Source organism: Achromobacter sp. F4_2707 (assembly GCF_047501535.1).
Taxonomy (GTDB): domain Bacteria; phylum Pseudomonadota; class Gammaproteobacteria; order Burkholderiales; family Burkholderiaceae_B; genus Yanghanlia.
Map to the genome: position 1 here is coordinate 105,611 of NZ_JAZDRJ010000003.1, position 17,915 is coordinate 123,525.

At 51.9% G+C, this 17,915-nt stretch carries 18 protein-coding genes and 1 pseudogene; 7 read left to right on the plus strand and 12 right to left on the minus strand.

The annotated features are described in order from the left end of the window. Nucleotides 1-4: 4 nt before the first annotated feature. Both VRY85_RS04130 and VRY85_RS04135 read left to right on the plus strand, forming a co-directional pair. Nucleotides 5-871, plus strand: a complete 867-nt coding sequence (locus VRY85_RS04130) for an NAD-dependent epimerase/dehydratase family protein (protein WP_414597339.1) — start codon at nt 5-7, stop codon at nt 869-871. 39 nt (nt 872-910) lie between these two features. Next, nucleotides 911-1,126, plus strand: a complete 216-nt coding sequence (locus VRY85_RS04135) for a hypothetical protein (RefSeq protein ID WP_414597507.1) — start codon at nt 911-913, stop codon at nt 1,124-1,126. Here VRY85_RS04135 and VRY85_RS04140 read toward each other — a convergent pair. Continuing rightward, entirely contained in the window at nt 1,051-1,392 is a 342-nt protein-coding gene (locus VRY85_RS04140) for an Rpn family recombination-promoting nuclease/putative transposase (RefSeq protein WP_414597340.1), read from the minus strand. The genes VRY85_RS04135 and VRY85_RS04140 overlap by 76 nt on opposite strands. A gap of 354 nt (nt 1,393-1,746) precedes the next feature. Between VRY85_RS04140 and VRY85_RS04145 the strand changes: the two genes are divergently transcribed. After that, entirely contained in the window at nt 1,747-3,246 is a 1,500-nt protein-coding gene (locus VRY85_RS04145; protein WP_414597341.1) for an ImmA/IrrE family metallo-endopeptidase, read from the plus strand. 994 nt (nt 3,247-4,240) lie between these two features. Further along, on the plus strand, nt 4,241-5,140 hold the full coding sequence (locus VRY85_RS04150; protein ID WP_414597342.1) for an Abi family protein: 900 nt from the start codon (nt 4,241-4,243) through the stop codon (nt 5,138-5,140). A gap of 100 nt (nt 5,141-5,240) precedes the next feature. Here VRY85_RS04150 and VRY85_RS04155 read toward each other — a convergent pair whose 3' ends face one another. The 3 genes from VRY85_RS04155 to VRY85_RS04165 all read right to left on the minus strand — a co-directional run bounded on the left by VRY85_RS04155 (nt 5,241) and on the right by VRY85_RS04165 (nt 6,471). Continuing rightward, nucleotides 5,241-5,909 (minus strand): DUF4351 domain-containing protein, encoded by a 669-nt coding sequence (locus VRY85_RS04155; protein ID WP_414597343.1) that lies wholly within the window; start codon nt 5,907-5,909, stop codon nt 5,241-5,243. After that, nucleotides 5,881-6,015, minus strand: coding sequence for a hypothetical protein (locus tag VRY85_RS04160; protein WP_414597344.1), 135 nt, complete (start codon nt 6,013-6,015; stop codon nt 5,881-5,883). Before VRY85_RS04160 ends, VRY85_RS04155 begins: the two co-directional genes overlap by 29 nt. Nucleotides 6,016-6,267: 252 nt before the next feature. Beyond that, nucleotides 6,268-6,471, minus strand: a complete 204-nt coding sequence (locus VRY85_RS04165; protein WP_414597345.1) for a DUF5397 family protein — start codon at nt 6,469-6,471, stop codon at nt 6,268-6,270. Between the two features lie 149 nt (nt 6,472-6,620). Here VRY85_RS04165 and VRY85_RS04170 point away from each other — a divergent pair, with 149 nt between their 5' ends. The 3 genes from VRY85_RS04170 (at nt 6,621) to VRY85_RS04180 (ending at nt 12,030) form a co-directional block, all read left to right on the plus strand. Then, on the plus strand, nt 6,621-6,926 hold the full coding sequence (locus tag VRY85_RS04170) for a hypothetical protein (RefSeq protein ID WP_414597346.1): 306 nt from the start codon (nt 6,621-6,623) through the stop codon (nt 6,924-6,926). A gap of 152 nt (nt 6,927-7,078) precedes the next feature. Continuing rightward, nucleotides 7,079-8,329 carry a FliC/FljB family flagellin gene (locus VRY85_RS04175; protein ID WP_414597347.1) on the plus strand — a complete coding sequence of 417 codons (1,251 nt, stop codon included), beginning with the start codon at nt 7,079-7,081 and terminating at the stop codon, nt 8,327-8,329. Between the two features lie 179 nt (nt 8,330-8,508). Then, nucleotides 8,509-12,030, plus strand: coding sequence for a methyltransferase regulatory domain-containing protein (locus tag VRY85_RS04180; protein WP_414597348.1), 3,522 nt, complete (start codon nt 8,509-8,511; stop codon nt 12,028-12,030). Nucleotides 12,031-12,045: 15 nt separating this feature from the next. Here the strand turns inward: VRY85_RS04180 and VRY85_RS04185 are convergent, their stop codons facing one another. The 8 genes and pseudogenes from VRY85_RS04185 to rfbF form a co-directional block, all read right to left on the minus strand. After that, the gene (locus tag VRY85_RS04185; RefSeq protein ID WP_414597349.1) at nt 12,046-12,552 is read right to left on the minus strand and encodes an acyltransferase; all 507 of its coding nucleotides are present in this window, start codon (nt 12,550-12,552) and stop codon (nt 12,046-12,048) included. 42 nt (nt 12,553-12,594) lie between these two features. After that, the gene (locus VRY85_RS04190) at nt 12,595-13,338 is read right to left on the minus strand and encodes a TylF/MycF/NovP-related O-methyltransferase (protein WP_414597350.1); all 744 of its coding nucleotides are present in this window, start codon (nt 13,336-13,338) and stop codon (nt 12,595-12,597) included. A gap of 19 nt (nt 13,339-13,357) precedes the next feature. Beyond that, on the minus strand, nt 13,358-14,110 hold the full coding sequence (locus VRY85_RS04195) for a cephalosporin hydroxylase family protein (protein ID WP_414597351.1): 753 nt from the start codon (nt 14,108-14,110) through the stop codon (nt 13,358-13,360). Further along, nucleotides 14,107-14,931, minus strand: coding sequence for an NAD-dependent epimerase/dehydratase family protein (locus VRY85_RS04200; RefSeq protein WP_414597352.1), 825 nt, complete (start codon nt 14,929-14,931; stop codon nt 14,107-14,109). Before VRY85_RS04200 ends, VRY85_RS04195 begins: the two co-directional genes overlap by 4 nt. After that, entirely contained in the window at nt 14,928-15,512 is a 585-nt protein-coding gene (gene rfbC / locus VRY85_RS04205; protein ID WP_414597353.1) for a dTDP-4-dehydrorhamnose 3,5-epimerase, read from the minus strand. Before rfbC ends, VRY85_RS04200 begins: the two co-directional genes overlap by 4 nt. Nucleotides 15,513-15,743: 231 nt before the next feature. Next, nucleotides 15,744-16,043, minus strand: a pseudogene (locus VRY85_RS04210) (Zeta toxin family protein); the annotation flags it as partial. Between the two features lie 37 nt (nt 16,044-16,080). Further along, nucleotides 16,081-17,151, minus strand: coding sequence for a CDP-glucose 4,6-dehydratase (rfbG, locus tag VRY85_RS04215; RefSeq protein WP_414597354.1), 1,071 nt, complete (start codon nt 17,149-17,151; stop codon nt 16,081-16,083). Next, nucleotides 17,145-17,915 (minus strand): glucose-1-phosphate cytidylyltransferase, encoded by a 771-nt coding sequence (rfbF, locus tag VRY85_RS04220; RefSeq protein WP_414597355.1) that lies wholly within the window; start codon nt 17,913-17,915, stop codon nt 17,145-17,147. The genes rfbG and rfbF overlap by 7 nt, the downstream gene beginning before the upstream one ends.

Below are 17,915 nucleotides of genomic sequence, written 5' to 3' on the forward strand. Positions count from 1 at the left end.
CTCAGTGGCAGTAAACACGCTTCTACTTGTCGGTGGCGACTTATGCGAGCGCACCGCCAAGCTGCTTGACCCCTCGCACTGGCGCTGCATCGGCCTGCGCCGTCGCAAGGTCGAACCCGGCGCCGGCGACATAATTACCTGGCATCAGGCAGACTTGCAAAGCGCATCCAGCCTGGCTTTTTTGGCTGAAGAAGAATTTACCAGGGTGACCCACATTCTGTATGCCCCCGCACCCGGCAGCAGAACACCTGAAGCCTATGCAGATGTGTACGCCGATGGCTTGCCCAGGCTGTTGAATGCGCTGCCAATGCACACCTTAGCGCAGCTCCAGCGCTGCGTGCTGGTGGGCTCCTCTGCCGTGTGGGGGCCATCGGAAGCGTGGGTGGATGAGAACACCCCGGTGCAGAATACCGGCTTTCGGGCCGCAGCCTTGCTGAGCGCCGAAGCGGCTCTCGCTTCCATGCTGCCCCCGAAAATTGGAGTGGCATTGCGGCTGTCGGGCCTGTACGGCCCGGGGCGGTCACGCTTGCTGCAGGGCTTGCGCCAGGGCACCATCCAGGCCCCCGGCGGCCACGGGCATTGGGCTAACCGAATCCACATCGACGATGCCGCCCGTGCCTGTGCACACCTGCTTACGCTACCCGACCCGCAGCCGGTTTATATCGGTACCGACAGCCACCCGTTGCCTACAGCGGAACTCTACGACGGCATTGCCAGAATCATCGGCGCGTCACCGCCAAGCCGTCGCTCGCAACCGCCCAGTGGCAAAAGGCTGTCAAACGTAAGGCTGAGAAGCAGTGGATGGCAGCCGCAGTGGCCGTCTGCGCTGGAATGGTACGCTTCTACATACTCAGAGCCCGAGAACCACTAGCGTGGCGACCGGATCATGAAAAAATGTCGAGAAAATTCCATGCCTGAAACGCCAGAAAAGCGCGCTGAAGCAGAAGCGTATCGCCTCCTTATTGCCCAGCTCGATGTGCTGGATAAAGAAGTGGCATGCACAATAAAAAAATTTGAAGATACCGGCATGACAAGCATGATGAAAGACGATTACGTCGCCCTGCATGGGCTAGCGCATCGCATCATGGAAATGCGCCTTAAGTACGTGAAAGAAAGCGGCTTGTAATGGCTGGGAAGGGGCTGATTGGCATCACTCATATGTTGGAGGCCACGCATCACCCAGTCTTCATAGAGCAGCGCCGCATAGCCCATGATGCGAATACTCATGATGGGGTCTGCCGCAGATTGGTGTTCCAGCAATATCAGTAGATACAGTAAGTCGCCTTCACGGCGCTTAACCTGCCAGATGCAATCGGCACGCCGGTCGCGTTGGTGAGTGCTGATGAAGTTGGAGAGCAGGGCAGTGCTCCCGCGCAGACAAGTCGCATCCACTCTAGGGGAAAGCTGGAGCAGGGAAAATGGGTTGAGCCTGTGAACGTCCAATGTGGCAAAATACCTATGGCTACTGTCTCTACAACAGGTGATCCGATCTCCAGCGTATCATGTCCGCCATGACCAACAGCCCCGCATCCACTTCTTTATACAGAGGCTCACAAAAGGCATTGCATTCGAAGCAAAACTCAGTGGGGATGGTACATGGCACGGCTACCCCATCCCTTGGGAAGCTGTGCCACCGGAGATCGTCAGGGAATGGGTTACCGAAGAAAAAGTAAGCCGACGGCAAATCAAAAGACATTGGCAGCCGGATAAAGACGATCTGCATTGGGCTATCAAGGCAGGTGAGTCATGAACGATTTAAAACGTTTTGGTAATCCAGAACTCTTTGAAATTGCAGCTCGCTGGGTTCGTGACACCGAACCTCGTGAGCGCTTGCCACAAGAAGGCGGTTGGTCCACCGGAGACCTCCAGATCACGGTTGGCCGCCAAGTATTAACAGCGCGTCGTCACAACGATTCAGAAAGCAACTATATCGCTTGGTACCTCGCTCCATTGCTTGAGTGGTTACTACATCACTGGACTTCAATCCTTCATGAAGAAAACTACGCCTGGCCTGAAAGCACCGGTGCACCTGCCGCAACGGCGGTATTTGCCGCCTTGGGCCGATATATTGGCTCCATCAATGAAGAAGAGCAACTGAAATACATGGCGATACAAAGCTGGTGGAAACGGCATGCCTTAAGGGCAGCCGACCCCAGCGCGCTGTTTCCGGACATTTGTTTTCGTCGTCTGGGCGATGATATCGAAATTTCTTGGGCAGGCAGGCAGCCACAGCACGCCCCTGCTGGATTTGCTTTGACGTCTCCTCCGGGCTACGCCACGTTTGAAGTCGCTGCGGTTGCCAAGCCACTCTGGGAGTTCCTTGACTGGGCACTCAGCTCCGCGCAGGGAATAACGGAAGCTGATGATGCCGCCATCGGCAGATTGCGTGAACGCTTCCAGCTCCTGCAGAGAACACCGCTCAAGTCACTTGAACTCAAGTATCTGAACGAGCGGCTGCAAAACCTATTGCAAAACGTTCGTCAACCAACAAAGCTCAATAGCGCCAGCGTTCTTGTTGAAGGCGTACCTGCCATTGCCGAGCTGGATCCCGCCGTACTGATGTTCGGGGGTCTCAACCCCTCCATAGGCGCGCAAGATGCCGCACGACTAATACAGTTTCTGGAGGCACAGCAAGACGGCACAGAGACAGACAGTCTTACCAGGCTTGTAGATGACCGAGGCTGGAATCATGCCCTCGCCCCATACGAAGAAGGTTACGACCTTGCCGACGAGATCAGGGAAGAACTCAACATCCCCGCCGAACAAAAAAACGTCAACATCGGGAAATACCTGCACGACCTAGGTGTGACAATTAAAGAACTGGCGTTAGACACCACCACGATTCGTGGGGTTGCTATCGCAGGTCCTGGTTTTTCTCCGGCTATTCTTGTCAATACAAGTAGCCCGTTCAACCAAACGCGTGCGGGGTGCAACTTCACATTAGCGCACGAGCTATGCCACATTTTATTCGACCGCACTCGAGCAAAAAGGTTGTCGCATGTCAGTGGCCCCTGGACTTCCCCCCGCACCGAAAAGCGCGCAAACGCCTTTGCCGTCATGTTTCTTGCTTCCAGGGAGGCAGTTCGCACCGTATTTCAACAATACGGAATTGAAGAAACTAAAAAAGCAGCGCAAGCCTTGCAACTCGGTCATTCCGCGTTCATCGAACACATATATAACCTGGGTTTTATCGACGAAGCTACTCGAGAAGAGCTACGGCTCAAGGCGGACCCTCACCCGACGTGACGACGGCTAGGCGATGAGCCGACCGCACCTTGGGCAGCTCCAGGGTGTGGTGGTTTTCGAGTGTATTGGGAAAAATTACCCATCTGGCGATAAGTTTTTTTCTCCACTCAGCCGCGCAGCACCTCGTCCACGTTGCTCGCGTCAAACAGGCGATCCAGCCAGGTGTCGATTTGTTCTGAGTTGGCGGTGGCAATGGTTTGGATGGCTGAATCACCCCGGAAATGAACTGACCCCCTAAAGAACCGCCGCCCACCACCGTAAACACTTCAAGAAGGCCAGCCAAATCGGCCAAACGTAACAAACCAAAAATATTTTGTCGCAAGCCCTAAACCTTCCGAAACGCTAGCCGTAAACAAGCATGTACAGGAAATACAGGGCCTGCCCAGCACACTAGTGAAGGGCCAGGATTCCACCCGAAAGGGCTTTCCTGGTTAACCGGCAGTAACAAGCCGCTGCCATTTCCCTACAGGAGCATTGCAAATGTCTGTAATCAACACGGACAGCCGATAAGGGAATAAGTGGTTGATTTATAATAATAAAAACTATAACCACCCAAAATAATATACACAGCAATATACACAAATTTTCTGGCTCTCAATGGCCTTCAGTGGAACAACTTTTCCACCCTGGAACGCCTGAAATTAGTTGTTGCATGACTATAAAAATACCCTGTTGGCGTGTGCTGGACGTTGGTGGGCGTGAGTAGCGTCATAGTCACTTCTGCCGTGATTGCAAGAAAGTATCTGTTATGACAGGCGCATGCTGGTGCTTACGCTGGGTAGGACGCTGACCAGGCTTACTCCTTGTAGGTGCAAGAAGACATCGTTTCTAGCTCTCGTCCCCCCGTCTATCTAATAACGTCGAAGTCCGGTATAATTGTGACAACAAGACCCGCCAAGGCTATGCGCGAAAGCGTATCCTCAAACCGGCGGGTTACTCATTTCTGGGCCAGTACATCGCTAGCCGACAGGCCGCATCACGACATGAGCCTGCCATGACGACGCCGACATCCCCATTCACAAAGCCCTCGACGACCTACGATCAGCAGGCAGCCATCCTCCGGCAGCGTGGTATGCATGTCGATGATGAAGAGTCAGCCAAGTTCTACCTTCAGCATCTGAACTATTATCGCCTGAGTGCCTATTGGCTACCCTTCGAGATAAGCCACAATCCCCATCAGTTTCATCCGGGCACTCGATTCGAGGATGCGCTGAATCTCTATGTTTTCGACCGCAGTTTACGCTTGTTGGCTTTGGATGCCATCGAACGCATAGAGGTATCTGTTCGCAGCCAATGGGCTTATCACCTTGCCCATCAACATGGGCCACATGCTCATCTTGATATTTCGCTAGCAGCGAATCCCGCTCGATGGCATTCGGATTCTCTTAAATTGACCCAGGAAGTCCAGCGTTCGGATGAGGTTTTTATTCGGCATTTGAGGGCGACCTATTCTGAAACGCTCCCTCCCGTTTGGGCGGTTTGCGAGGTAATGTCCTTGGGATTGTTATCACGCTGGTATGGAAACTTGAAGCCTATGCCAACTCGCCGGGCGATTGCATCAATTTACGGGTTGGATCAAAAAGTGTTGGGGTCATGGCTTCATCACTTAGCATTGGTGAGAAATATATCTGCCCATCACGGACGTTTGTGGAACCGGGAGTTCACCATCACCCCATTACTACCGCGAGCCAAACCAGCGTTTTTGAAATCTCAGTTTCAACCAGGCTCTCGGAAGCTCTATAACGCCTTGGTAATCATGCTGTATTGTATGGATGTCGTTTCACCCAACCACAGTTGGCGCGACAGGCTGCTAACCCTGCTTGATCAGCACAAAATACCTGTAGCGGATATGGGTTTTCCAGTGCGCTGGAACAAACTATCAATCTGGCGATAGGTTTCTTGCGGTTTTGCCTGCGCGTGTTCCGATGCTGCATTTCAATGTTGTTATTTGTGCGGTATCGGAAGAGGTAGAGGTTAGTGCTTCGCTACAGCCATCAGCCCCGCAGCACATCTTCCACGCAGTTGGCGTCAAATAGGCGATCCAGCCAGGTGTCGATTTGTTCTGAGTTGGCGGTGGCAATGGTTTGGATGGCTTCGGGGGAAAGCGGGCCAAAGCGTTTGGCTAGCAGGCGCTGCAACACCAAGGCCTCACCTTGGATAATGCCTGTTTTCAAGCCCTTTTGGATACCTTTTTCGATGCCTCGTTTGATACCTTGTTCAATCCCCTTACGCATACCCCTCTCTTCATGCTGCAAGGCCCAAGCATCGAATCGTTCAGCTAATGTCATTTTCAGCTCCTTTAAGTCGCGCATCTTGGGCAGTGCCAGAGTATGGCGGCTTTGCCGCAGGACGACTGCTCGCATCCAGATCGCAAAGGTGCGGCGCAGTTCAGGGTGATTGGCCAGCAAGCCGTTCAACAGATCAATCAGTTGCAGCAGTGATTCGTTGCTTTCGGGTCGTTCTGCCTGGATAATCGCCGCCACCAGATTACGCATCGGCTTCAGGTCAGCCGAGTTGAACTGGTTTTCATCAATCAACAGGTATTTTAACTTGGGCAGGTAGTGCGCCACCAGCCCGGGGGCTCTCGGAATCAGGTCTGATATATCCGTAGCGGCTGTCCAGCGCCCGTTGCCGTTATACAGCACAATCGGCAGCACCGGCATCCAGGCTGTGCAGCCAGGCGTCGGGGATAAAACCCATCACCAGATCGCGTACGACTTCGGGCGAGGAAAACAGCAGTTTGTACGAGGCGTCGTCTTCGTGGTTCATGAAGATGACTGTACGCACTCTTGCTGTGAAAAAGCGGGCAGAAGCAGGGATTCATCCTTGCGGGGAAGTACGTAGCAGGCTGCTGCTCCGTTCTCAGCAGTCAGCTGCTTATAGTTAAAACCGGATGCTGATCCCTATTTCCCCGCATTGCTCCAGAGGTTGCCGAAAGTGCGTGAGCCGACTTCGCGCTGGCCATCAGATGAAATGTGGCTGTGCGGGAGGGCCGATGAAGGCTGCGTTCTTAAACGTGAATTAGTGTGCCTCGGGGTCATCAAGGATATGGGTGCGGCGATATACCGCTTTTTCACCCGTTTCCACCAGGACGATTTCAACCAGCCAGTCGCCATCTTCCAATTGCTCGACAGGCTCGCCGACTTCATATTTTGGGCCGAACGGCCCGAACGTCTTGATGATGCCGACAGGTACTGGCGGCGGCGCGGTCAAGGTGTGCAGCATCACGACCTCCATACTGTAGTTGCCTGATTACTCAGCGAAATTGTAGTCCATCCAGCATAATCCGGGCATCGACGCGCACGGATTCTGCACTGACAACCTTAGCCGTGGCTGCGATGGTTCTGGGGTACACCTACCAATAAGGCGACCCCATGCCACAAACTATATTGTCACGCCGCTGCTGGCCTGCCTATATGCTGACTTTGGCCTTTTACGCCCTGACTGGCCCCGCAGCCGCCTATACGCCAACCGCCACCACGCATACGGCAGAGCAGCAAGCCCCGCACGACACCCTCAACCCCCATCAAGCCTGGAACCTCACCACCGAAGAATGGCAGCGGTTCGAGGAGCTAATGGAGCGCCCTAAAGAATCACAGACCCTGGCCGTAAACACTTCAAGAAGGCCAGCTACACCGGCCAAACGTAACAAACCAAAAATATTTTGTCGCACGCCCTAAACCTTCCGAAACGCTAGCCGTAAACAAGCTTGTACAGGAAATACAGGGCCTGCCCAGCACACTAGTGAAGGGCCAGGATTCCACCCGAAAGGGCTTTCCTGGTAAACCGGCAGTAACAAGCCGCTGCCATTTCCCTACAGGAGCATTACAAAATGTCCGTAATCAACACCAACTATCTGGCACTTGTTTCCCAGAATAATCTGACCAAGTCGCAAAACGCTCTGGGTACTGCTATTGAGCGTCTGTCCTCCGGCATGCGCATCAACAGCGCCAAGGACGACGCTGCTGGTCAGGCCATTGCCAACCGCTTTACCGCCAACATCAAGGGTCTGACCCAGGCGACCCGTAACGCCAACGACGGTATCTCCATCGCTCAGACCACTGAAGGCGCTCTGAACGAAATCAACAACAACCTGCAGCGCATCCGTGAACTGTCGGTTCAGGCCGCCAACGGTTCCAACTCCGATACCGACCTGGCTTCCATCCAGGACGAAATCGGCCAGCGTCTGGCTGAAATCGACCGCGTGTCCGAGCAAACCCAGTTCAACGGCGTGAATGTTCTGGCCAAGGACAACAAGCTGACCATCCAGGTTGGTGCGCACGACAACGAAACCATCACCATCAACCTGAAGGAAATCACTGCTTCGACACTGAAACTGAATGGTTTCAGCGTGGCTGGTCCTACTGTTAATGCTAGTGGTCAGATTACTGATGCTGATGGTGTTGTTGCTGGTGCTGTTGCGGCCAGTCAGTTCCAGAGTGTTTTCGGTGCCGATACCCAGTTCACCGCGAGCGCTGTGTCTATGACCAATGCTGAGCAAATCAAGGTTGCTCAGAGTCTTGGTGTCGCTTCTGGCAGCGTAACTATTGGCACATCACTGATAGAAGACGGTCGTGGAAATTGGTACGCAACGGTTAATGTTCAGCCTGCGTCTGCTACTGAAGTGGAAAACCTGAACAGTCGTGGTATCACAGCAGGTTCCAATGGTAACGATCTGGCGACTGGTGCTACTTCCACTTTCTACGTTGCTGTTGACCCCACGTCGACCACTTCTACAGGTACCGATACTGCGGCATACGCGCTGACAGCTGATGATGTGACATTGACATCTCTGACCACGGGGGCCTCTTCCAACCCGTTGGCTAAGCTGGACGCTGCTTTGGCCCAAGTTGACCAACTGCGCGGCGAACTGGGTGCTGTTCAGAACCGCTTCCAGTCCACCATTACCAACCTGAGCAACACGGTTACCAACCTGTCCGCCGCACGTTCGCGTATCGAAGACGCCGACTACGCTGTTGAAGTGTCCAACATGACACGTGCTCAAATCCTGCAGCAGGCTGGTACTTCGGTTCTGGCTCAGGCTAACCAGGTGCCGCAATCGGTTCTGTCGCTGCTGCGCTAATCAGCGGCTACAGGTGAAAACCGATCAATCTGGATGGCTCAGGCTTTTCAGGTTTGACCGGCTGTAACCGAGTTGCTGTAATGGAGGGAATGTCGCTTTCAGGGTGGCATTCCCTTTTTTTGTTCTAATCATCCTTTCTCTAGGTCGGGTCTGTATCCATGACACACGCCACCCCGCGCTTGACTCCCTCTTTCTATGTGCAGGGCGAAACACCGCCGCAGCAGTTGTCCCCTTTATTGTCGCCGGTTCGTATTCGGGCGGTAGCGCACTTATATGGTGTGGAAACGGTAGCCTTGCAGCAAGCGAGAGTGCTGGAAATTGATTGCGGCCTGGGCAATAACCTGCTGCCCTTTGCGCTGGCTTACCCTGAAGCGACAGTCATCGGCATTGCCTTGGATGCGGAAGACTGCCTGGCTGGTCAAGAACTGGCCCGCAATATGGGGGCTGATAATCTGCACCTGTATGCTTTGAGCCTGGAGCAGATTGACGCCAATATCGGGCAATACGATTACATCATCATTCGCCGCTTGTACGGCACCTTGGCTATCGAGGCTGCAGATGCTTTATTGCAGACCTGCGCCGACCTGCTGGGGCCTCAAGGCATTGCCTGCGTGGGCTACGACATTTACCCCGGTGCCAAAATGGTGGAAGTCGTGCGCGATGCCATGCTCATGCATGCGCATAACAGTTCCGACCCGGCCCAGATTTTGGCTCAGGCAGAGGCTGCCACCGCCTTGTTTAACGAAGGCATGGCACAGGCTAACCCGCAGGCCAGGGCCTTGGAGAATACCGCTAAACAATTGGCCAACCAGTTGCGCTACGAGGGCGTGGATGCCGTTTTAGCCAACCCTGCAACACCCCGTTATTTTATCGAGTTCGCTGGCCAGGCCGCGCAAGCGGGTTTGGATTATGTTGGCGATAGCAATGCTACGCAAGACCTGGCGGAAGGTTGGGGCGGCAATGTGCAGCTAACTAATAGCCTGCTGGGTTTGGGGCAGGGGGGCGCGATGCGCTTACAGTACCTTGACTTGTCGACGGGACGAAGCGTGCGGCATTCTTTATTGGTGCCTGCTACTCAAGGCATGGGGCCGAGATATCAGCCCGATCTGGAAAAACTGACTGATCTAAGCTGGGCTGCGGGATGGAAAAGAGATTCCTGGGGATTGCCAGATGACGAAGGGTGTGCGGTATTTGTGAATCATCAGGGGCGGAAATATAAGACCTCTGATATGGTCGGAACGTTGATTCTGGATGTACTGGCTTTGGCCTGGCCAGGTAGTGTTTCTTTCTCGGCGTTGCGGCTTGCGGTTGAACGTATAAGTGCTGAGAGTGTAGAGGATTCTAGCGAAATGAGTCTAAAGATTCGTTCCTCCTTACTGAGGTTTATGAGATGGGATATCGTACATTATTGTTTGGGTTCTGGGCCATACGATACGTCGATATCCAAAGATGTAAGTTTGCTTTCAGGAATTTCTTATTTGATTAAGAAATCATCTGAAGATGTTAGGAATTCAACGACAATTGAGTCGGAAAAAACTTGGTTCCCGTTTAATTTATGGGGAGAATTGTTGAAAAATGATTTCGATATTGTTGAAAGACAGGGTTTGAGAGGAATAATAGGAGATGATAGGTTTTTAAACCTTGCGAAACAGGAAGGTATTGCTCAGGCATTCGAACCATTCGCAGATACTGGCCTAGTGATAAAAACGGATGCTTTGCTACAGGCAGAGCTTATCAGCAAGCTTTCATTTATGGGTGGGGTGTTGGCTGATCCGGAAAATTGGCGTGAGTTTTTACTGAAGAGCTTGAAGCAATTCGAAGGTGCCGTTCCCTACTGGGGGCTATATTTGTCCTCGATAGAACGTTGTTTGTTGCAAGAAGGGGCAACCGAAAGCATGGATGTGGCTGAGTCTCCGCTTCTTACGCCACAACAAATGGCACAACTAAATCGTGCTGAGAAGTTACTGGCAGAATTTAATTATGGTGAGGCTGAGGTGCTGACGCGGCAGTTCATTAAGCGCTCGCCAGATTTTGTGCGCGCACACGTGATGCTCGCTCGGTGTCAGGCAGAGACTGGTAGGTATACTGAGGCGTTTAGTACAATGGCTAAGATTGCATCGAGAAACAGATGGAAGGTCGATGCTTTAGTTGAATTGGTTACTATGCTTTTTGCGCAACGATTGCAAAGTGAGGCTGTACAGGTTGGGAGATTAGCCTTGATGCAAGATGCTAGTGATGGAAGAATGCTTAATAATTTGGGGCTGATTTGTATGCATTCACTCCAGTTACAAGAGGCAGAACAGTATTTTTCTGTTGCAATTAAAGAAAATCCTGATATTTTTACAGCGCGAATTAATCAAATCGCCGCTTTTTCGCGTCAAGGGAGAGTTAGAGAAGGTGTCGATGCGGCTTATAAGGCATTGCGGGATCGAGAGCACTTGCAAAGTGTGGCTTATCGGGAAGGCGTCTATGGGAATCTATTGTTTCTTAGTAATTACGATCCAGATAGATCTGCAGAGGAGATTTTTCAGGATTATAAAAAGTTTGAAGAGGATATATGTAAACCTTTATATGTTGAGTGGAAGAGACACAAGAATAATCGGAGTATAAATCGTCGTTTACGTATAGGCTATGTATCGGCAGATTATAGAAATCATGCGGTGGCAAAATTTCTTGAATCAGTATTTGAGCTGCATGATAGATCTGAATTTGAAATTTTTGCTTATTCAGATGTCAAGGTGGAGGATGCGGTCACTGAGCGATTTAAAGAGCTGGCAACTGAATGGATATCTATCGTTGGTTTGGACGACGCTTCAGTAGCGGCTCGGATACGGGCTGATGAAATTGATGTGCTAATTGATCTTTCTGGCCATACTGCGGGTAATCGATTAAGGGTTTTTGCTAGAAAGCCAGCTCCGGTTTCTGCTACATGGTTGGGTTATGGTTACACGACAGGGGTTTCAGCGATAGATTATTTCATCGGAGATCAATATTTTTGTCCTCCAGGGTGTGAAAATATTTTTGCAGAAAAAATATGGCGATTGCCACATTGTTTTGCTGCTTATCGAGCGAAGTGGGATGATATTAATACTCATCTTTCATGGGGGGCGCCAGCAGTAGGAAATGATTATATTACTTTTACAAGCTTATCTCGATCTATACGTATCAATAAGAGGGTTATACGAGCTTGGGCTGAGATCTTGGAAAGAGTTCCTAAATCTCGTTTGATTATTAATAGTGCGAGTTATGCCGATTCTCAGGTTTGTGATGAGTTTAGGCGTCAGTTTATGGATCTTGGTGTGAGTTCTGAACGCTTGCTTCTTGGTTATGATAGTCCGCCTTGGAAATCTTTAGGTATGACGGACATAGGTCTGGATTGCTTTCCTCATAACTCGGGTACGACGTTAATGGATATGTTATGCATGAATGTTCCCTATGTGACATTGGCTGATCGTCCGAGCGTCGGGCGCATGGGAGCATCATTCCTTCACGCGGCAGGTTGCCAGGAATTGATTGCTGAAAATGAAGGTGATTATGTTGAAAAGGCTGTTTCCTTAGCTAATGATTTAGAGCGTTTGGGAAAAATCAGAGATCATCTTTCTGGGTATATGAAAAACAGTCCGTTATTAGATGAGGCTGGTTTTGTGAGGGATTTGGAAACTGCTTATAAGGCTATGTTTTCAAAGTGGGCTAAGGAGTGATCATGATCTCCAGTGTCATGGGAGGAGGTCGGAATGACCTCGTGACCCTATTCGGGTGATGGGATTGCCTGCATATATTGCATATTCAGGTATTCTTCCTCTCACTATGGATCCTGCTCCAATCACACAACCTTTTTCTAAAATTGCTCCGTCGAGAAGTACGCAATTGGCACCAATCCAGACATCATCATGAATTTGAATTCCGCCCTTGCTTGGGCGGAAGCCTTGCTCCCGAATGGGGCGGTGAGGGTCGCGGAATTCGTGATTGGTGGGGGCGAGGGTGCAATTTGCGGCAATTGCCACCCTGTTGCCTATAATGATACCGTTTCCTGTGTAAAGTACGCATCCCGAGTTAATAACACAATCTTTGCCTATTTCGATATCGCCCATTCCACCGGCTGGTTTGATCTTGACAAAACTGTCGATTATGCTACCAGCACCAATTGAAATGCGTGTGCCGCGAACGGAGTCTTCGATATCAGACAGGGGAGAAATACGGGCGGTATCGTGGATAATGATCATTAGGGAGTGAGCAGGAGCGGAATTATTCTGATGGTTAAGATGTTATTTGAATACCAAGCCTTGCCCGGTAGGTAGTTCCAGAACTTCGTAGCCGCGTTGGGCTAGCCATGGGTCTTCTGCGGCTTTTTGTGCGTTGTAAACCATCCAGCCGTAGTCATCAAGGATGAGGATACCGCCAGGGCTGAGTCGGTGAAATAGATGTTCCAATGCTCCGATTTCAGCAGGTGCATTGTTCAAGTCGATATGCATAAAGGCTACCGTTTCAGGTGAGCACTGCTCAAGCACGTCAGGTACTTTTCCCTGGGTGATGGTAACGTTGTTGAACTCAGAGAAGCGCTCTTTGACCTGTGCATATAGCGTGGTGCTATGTTCGGGCATGGCGTGATGCAGCATGCTGCTGTCGTGCTCAAAGAGGTCGTAAAGATAGTAGTGACGATCGGTATTCCCGAAATCAACATAATCACAAATGATACGTGCAGTGGTTCCTTTGTAGCAGGCGCACTCGACAAAATCCCCTGGAATATTACGCGAAACTACGCTTTTTGCGGCCCAGGCAACTACGGCAAGACGCCAGGCAATTGATTTTTCAACATCGGTTGTGGCATATTTTAGATAAGCCTGCATAAAGGCTTCATTCTGCAAGAAACTAAGATTGCGATTAATGGTGAATAGATTGTCGCCTGCATATATGCCATCACGCATTTGTGTGCTATTGAATGCGGTACGTATCGCATTTTTGAATGCGGGTTGAGTAACGCCCCAAAAAGCATCTGATAATAAATTCATTTTTAGCTCGTTTCTCTGGTCAGGCGATACGACGCAAGAAGCCATCTGGCGCAGAAGTAATCAACAGTTTATCTTCGACAGATTTGTCGATCTGGAAATTTTTGTTGCTTTTCAGCCATTCCCAAACGGCAGTCTTGGGGTTGTTACCTTTACCCCAAGGACGGTCCGCCCAGACGTAATCATCGGGCAAATCCTCCACGAAGGTGTCAAACACCACACAGTAGCTGTCTACACTGACTAGATCAGCGTAGGCGTTCAGCTCGGCCAGTACGTGTTCGTGCGTGTGGTTGGAGTCCAAGAATACCAGTGTGCGTTTTCCTGCCGCTAGGTTTTGTACTTGAGAAATGACTTCGGGAGCAATGCTTGAGCCTTCGATGAGGGAAATTCTGTGCGCCAGTGGGTGGGCTTCTATGGCTGCACGATTGTGCGAACGTATATCGATATCTATGCCCAGCACTTGGCCATGCCCAAGTAGTTCAAGCATGGACGCGGACAGCATCACAGAACCTCCGTGCGCAACACCGGTTTCTATGATGAGATCGGGTTTCACCGCCCAGATGATTTCCTGCATGGCCATTGCGTCAGTAGGCAACTGGATCATCGGGCGGCCAAGCCATGAAAAATTATTCATGTACTTGCGTTCCAGTGCTTGGGCGCGCCACGCGACCGACAGAGCGCGAAACTCCTTATCGTTGGAAAAATCGGTAATGCGTTCGCATTTTTCGTTGCGGTAGTCTTCAGCCGCTGTGGGTGTCGTTTCCAGATAGCTCATGAAAGGCCCTTGGTTTTACGATATTGTTGAAGGAATTTTGGGAAATAGTCTTGGAAGGTTTGCGGTACAAGATGGAACTCTGAACGCAACCGGGTAGTGTCTATAGGAAGGAACTCCCAGGTGGGCGCATTGGGAGCGACCTCGAAAGAAAAGCCCATGTGTTCGGTCAGCATATCCATAATCTCCTGATTGCTGACCGCTTGCCCGCTGGCTACATTAATAATGCCTTGTGCCGACGATAAGGCAATATCAAGCAAAGCTTGCACGGTGTCATCAATGTGTAGATAGTCTTTGCGTGAATTGAGAGAAGTTTGCAGGCTGATATGTCCGGTACGAGCACCTTCCTCAAGCAGTTGGTCAATGAAGATATCCGGATCGGGACGCACGCCCACAATATTAGAAAGGCGTGCGACGCGAGCTAAAGGATGACCTCCATGCAGACAAAGGGATTCCCCCATCAGTTTGGATAGATTGTATAAGTCACCAGGAGTGTTAGGGTTTACAGTCAAAGGGCGATGTTCCTGCGTGTTATTGGCGCCAGTGTAGACACGTGTACTGGAAAGGTAAGTCAGCGATGTGAAATTGGCTTTGGACAACAACTCGCGTAGTACACAGACATGCGCTTCTACAGTATCAAGCGGGCGTTTCCGGAAGTCTGCAGTCAGACCAATGCAGTAGATGACGTGGCCTAATGCTTCTGAACTTAAGGGTTCATGCTTGAGAGGGGCTCGGTATTCGTAACCATTGTGATCCAGGTGTTGTATCAGGTGAGTACCGATAAACCCTGTACTTCCCAAGATGGTGAAATGTGCGGAACTCATAGGCGCTCTCCGTTTACTGTTTGTCCTGGATATGTTCCGGGCTGAATGATAGCGCGTTGTGCATCTCGTTCGGAAATGCTGGTCGGCGGAAGAGGCCAATCGATTTTGATCGTAGGATCTAATGGATTCAATCCATCTTCATCCGCCGGGCTGTAGGGGGCCGATACCAAATAAAGAATCTGGCTGTTTTCTTCCAGGGTCTGGAACCCATGCGCAAAGCCCGGTGGCACGACCAGGCTGTTTTGCTGTTCAGCCGACAAAATCAGCCCATACCATTGCAAAAAGGTGGGTGAATCGGCGCGTAAATCGACGGCCACATCAAATATGCTGCCCTGCAGGCAGGTAACAATCTTGGTTTCGGCGCACGGCGCATACTGAAAATGCAGGCCGCGTATAGTGCCGCGTTGTGTGGACATGGAATGGTTGATCTGCACAGGAGCGGGCAAGCCCAGGGCTGAAAATTCTTCTTGGCAATAGAACCGCGCAAAAAAACCCCGCTCATCGCGGATGGGCTTTCGCTGCAACTCTACCACCCCTGATAGTGGGGTTTCTTGTATCTGGAAACGATCGGTTGTTTTCATGGGGGTATCGAGTGTAACGGAGGCGTTTTACGGCGCTTGAGGTGTGGGTTTTATCGGTTGCTTCCTGACGAAGATCGTCCGCAGTAATTCGCACCAGTTTTCCGTCCTTGACAACCACAATGGCGGTATCCGTTTGGATGGCAATCTGGCGGGCTGATTTGGCGGCCCTTTGCAGTGCGGCTAACGAGGCGCGTAAGTCTGCGTTTTTGGCCGTGGAAATATCGGGTGTTTTCATTGGTTCTCTCCCCAGTCCAGTAGCACTGGTTCCAAGCCTGAGTTGTCGTACATTGCCCAATTATGTACTAGCGGCTTGTAATATTGCTCGAAGTTACGCAGCCCTGCTGCAAAACGACGTCGGATGACTGATTCAGGAATGTTGTGACCACCTTGACGAACTCGTTCGGCGACACGCCTGATGGCCGTTTCGGCGTTGGGCAGCGTTAGAAAATATAAACTGATCTGATATCCTAGCTTACGCCATTGTGTAATCTGACGGAGATAACCGCGGCCAGACAAGGTGGTTTCGAAGGCGGACCTCACCCTTCGCGGTACGAATTGTGGCGAGAATTCAGAGTTTGCCTATATAAGCAGCAAGGTCTTCCAGGCAGAGGGCAACAGCATCATGCCCTTCCTGCTGCTTGCGATACCAGTCCAGGGTGCGGGTAACGGCAGCTTCCAGCGTCCAGCGTGGTGTCACCCCCAGCGTTTGTCTTGCCAGCGCGGTTTCCAGAGCCAGCCAGCCCGCTTCAGGCATGCCGTTGTTGTCGTTGCCCCAGTAGGTTTCTCCTTTACCATAAGCCGCGCGTGCCAGGGTAATGACTTGCCGGACAGTGGCCGCTTCGTGGGGCAGGGGGCCAAGGTTGTAGGCATGAGCATTGGCCGTTCCTTCCCACAGTTGCTGCGCCAGGCAGAGATAGCCGTGCAGGGGTTCTAGCACATGCTGCCAGGGACGAATGGATTCGGGTTGGCGTATTTGCAAAGGCGTGTTGGCTTGCCAGGCGCGAACGGCATCGGGAATCAGGCGGTCGGCAGACCAGTCACCGCCGCCAATCACATTGCCCGCGCGGGCGCTGGCAATGGCAATGTCTTGCTTTGAGAGAAAAGCCTGCCGGTAGCTATCAATCACGATTTCACTGGCGGCTTTGCTGGCACTGTAAGGGTCATAGCCGCCAAGCGTGTCGGTTTCGCGGTAGGGGTAGGTGTTTTCCTTGGGGCGGTAGACTTTGTCTGTTGTCACTATCACCGCGACGCGGACACTATCCAGGCCGCGCAAGGCATCCAGCACATGGGCGGTGCCCATGACATTGCTGGCATACGTGCCCAAAGGGTCGGCATAGCCAGCGCGAACCAGAGCCTGGGCAGCCAGATGGAAGACGATTTCGGGCTGCGCCTGGCGGATGATGGCGGCGGTGTCTTCAGCGTTGCGTATATCGCAGAAATGGCTTTCCGTCTGTTCGTCCAGCCGTGCCAGCGTATAGAGATTGGGTGCAGTGTCAGGGGGCAGGGCAAGGCCGGTAACATGGGCACCCAGGCGAGCAAGCCAGAGCGCCAGCCAACTGCCTTTGAAGCCGGTGTGGCCGGTGAGCAGAACCCGTTTTCCTTGCCAGAAACCGGGTAAGGTGGTTGCCGTATTCACCATGTCTTCCAGGGAGCTTTACCTTCTTGCCAAAGAGATTCCAGCAGATTTTTTTCCCGTAAAGTGTCCATGGGCTGCCAGAAGCCGTTGTGTTCAAACGCCTGTAGTTCACCGCTTTGAGCAAGCGTGGTCAATGGTTCGTTTTCCCAACTGGTGCTGTCTCCTGCGATGAGATCAAGCGTTTTGGGCGACAGCACGAAAAAACCACCGTTGATCCAGCCGCTTTCTCCTCTGGGTTTTTCAGTGAAGCCATCTACCGCTGTGCCGTTGCGCAGCAATGCGCCATAGCGTCCGGGCGGGAGCACAGCTGTAATCGTGGCCTGCTTGCCGTGCGACTTGTGAAACTCGATGCTGTCCCCGATATGCACATCACTGACGCCATCGCCATAGGTAAAGCAGAAGGCTTCCTCATCCTGCAGGTATTCTTGCACACGCTTCAAGCGCCCGCCAGTCATGGTGTCTTCGCCGGTATCCACCAGCGTCACGCGCCAGGGCTCGGCCTTGCGCGCGTGGACTTCCATCTGGTTGTGGGCCATGTCGAAAGTGACGTCGGACATGTGCAGGAAGTAGTTGGCGAAGTATTCCTTGATGACGTAGCCCTTGTAGCCGCAGCAGATGATGAAATCATTGATGCCGTGGGCGGAGTACATCTTCATGATGTGCCACAGAATAGGGCGCCCGCCTATCTCGATCATTGGCTTGGGCCGCAGGTGCGTTTCTTCAGAGATCCGGGTGCCCAGGCCCCCGGCAAGGATAACGGCTTTCAT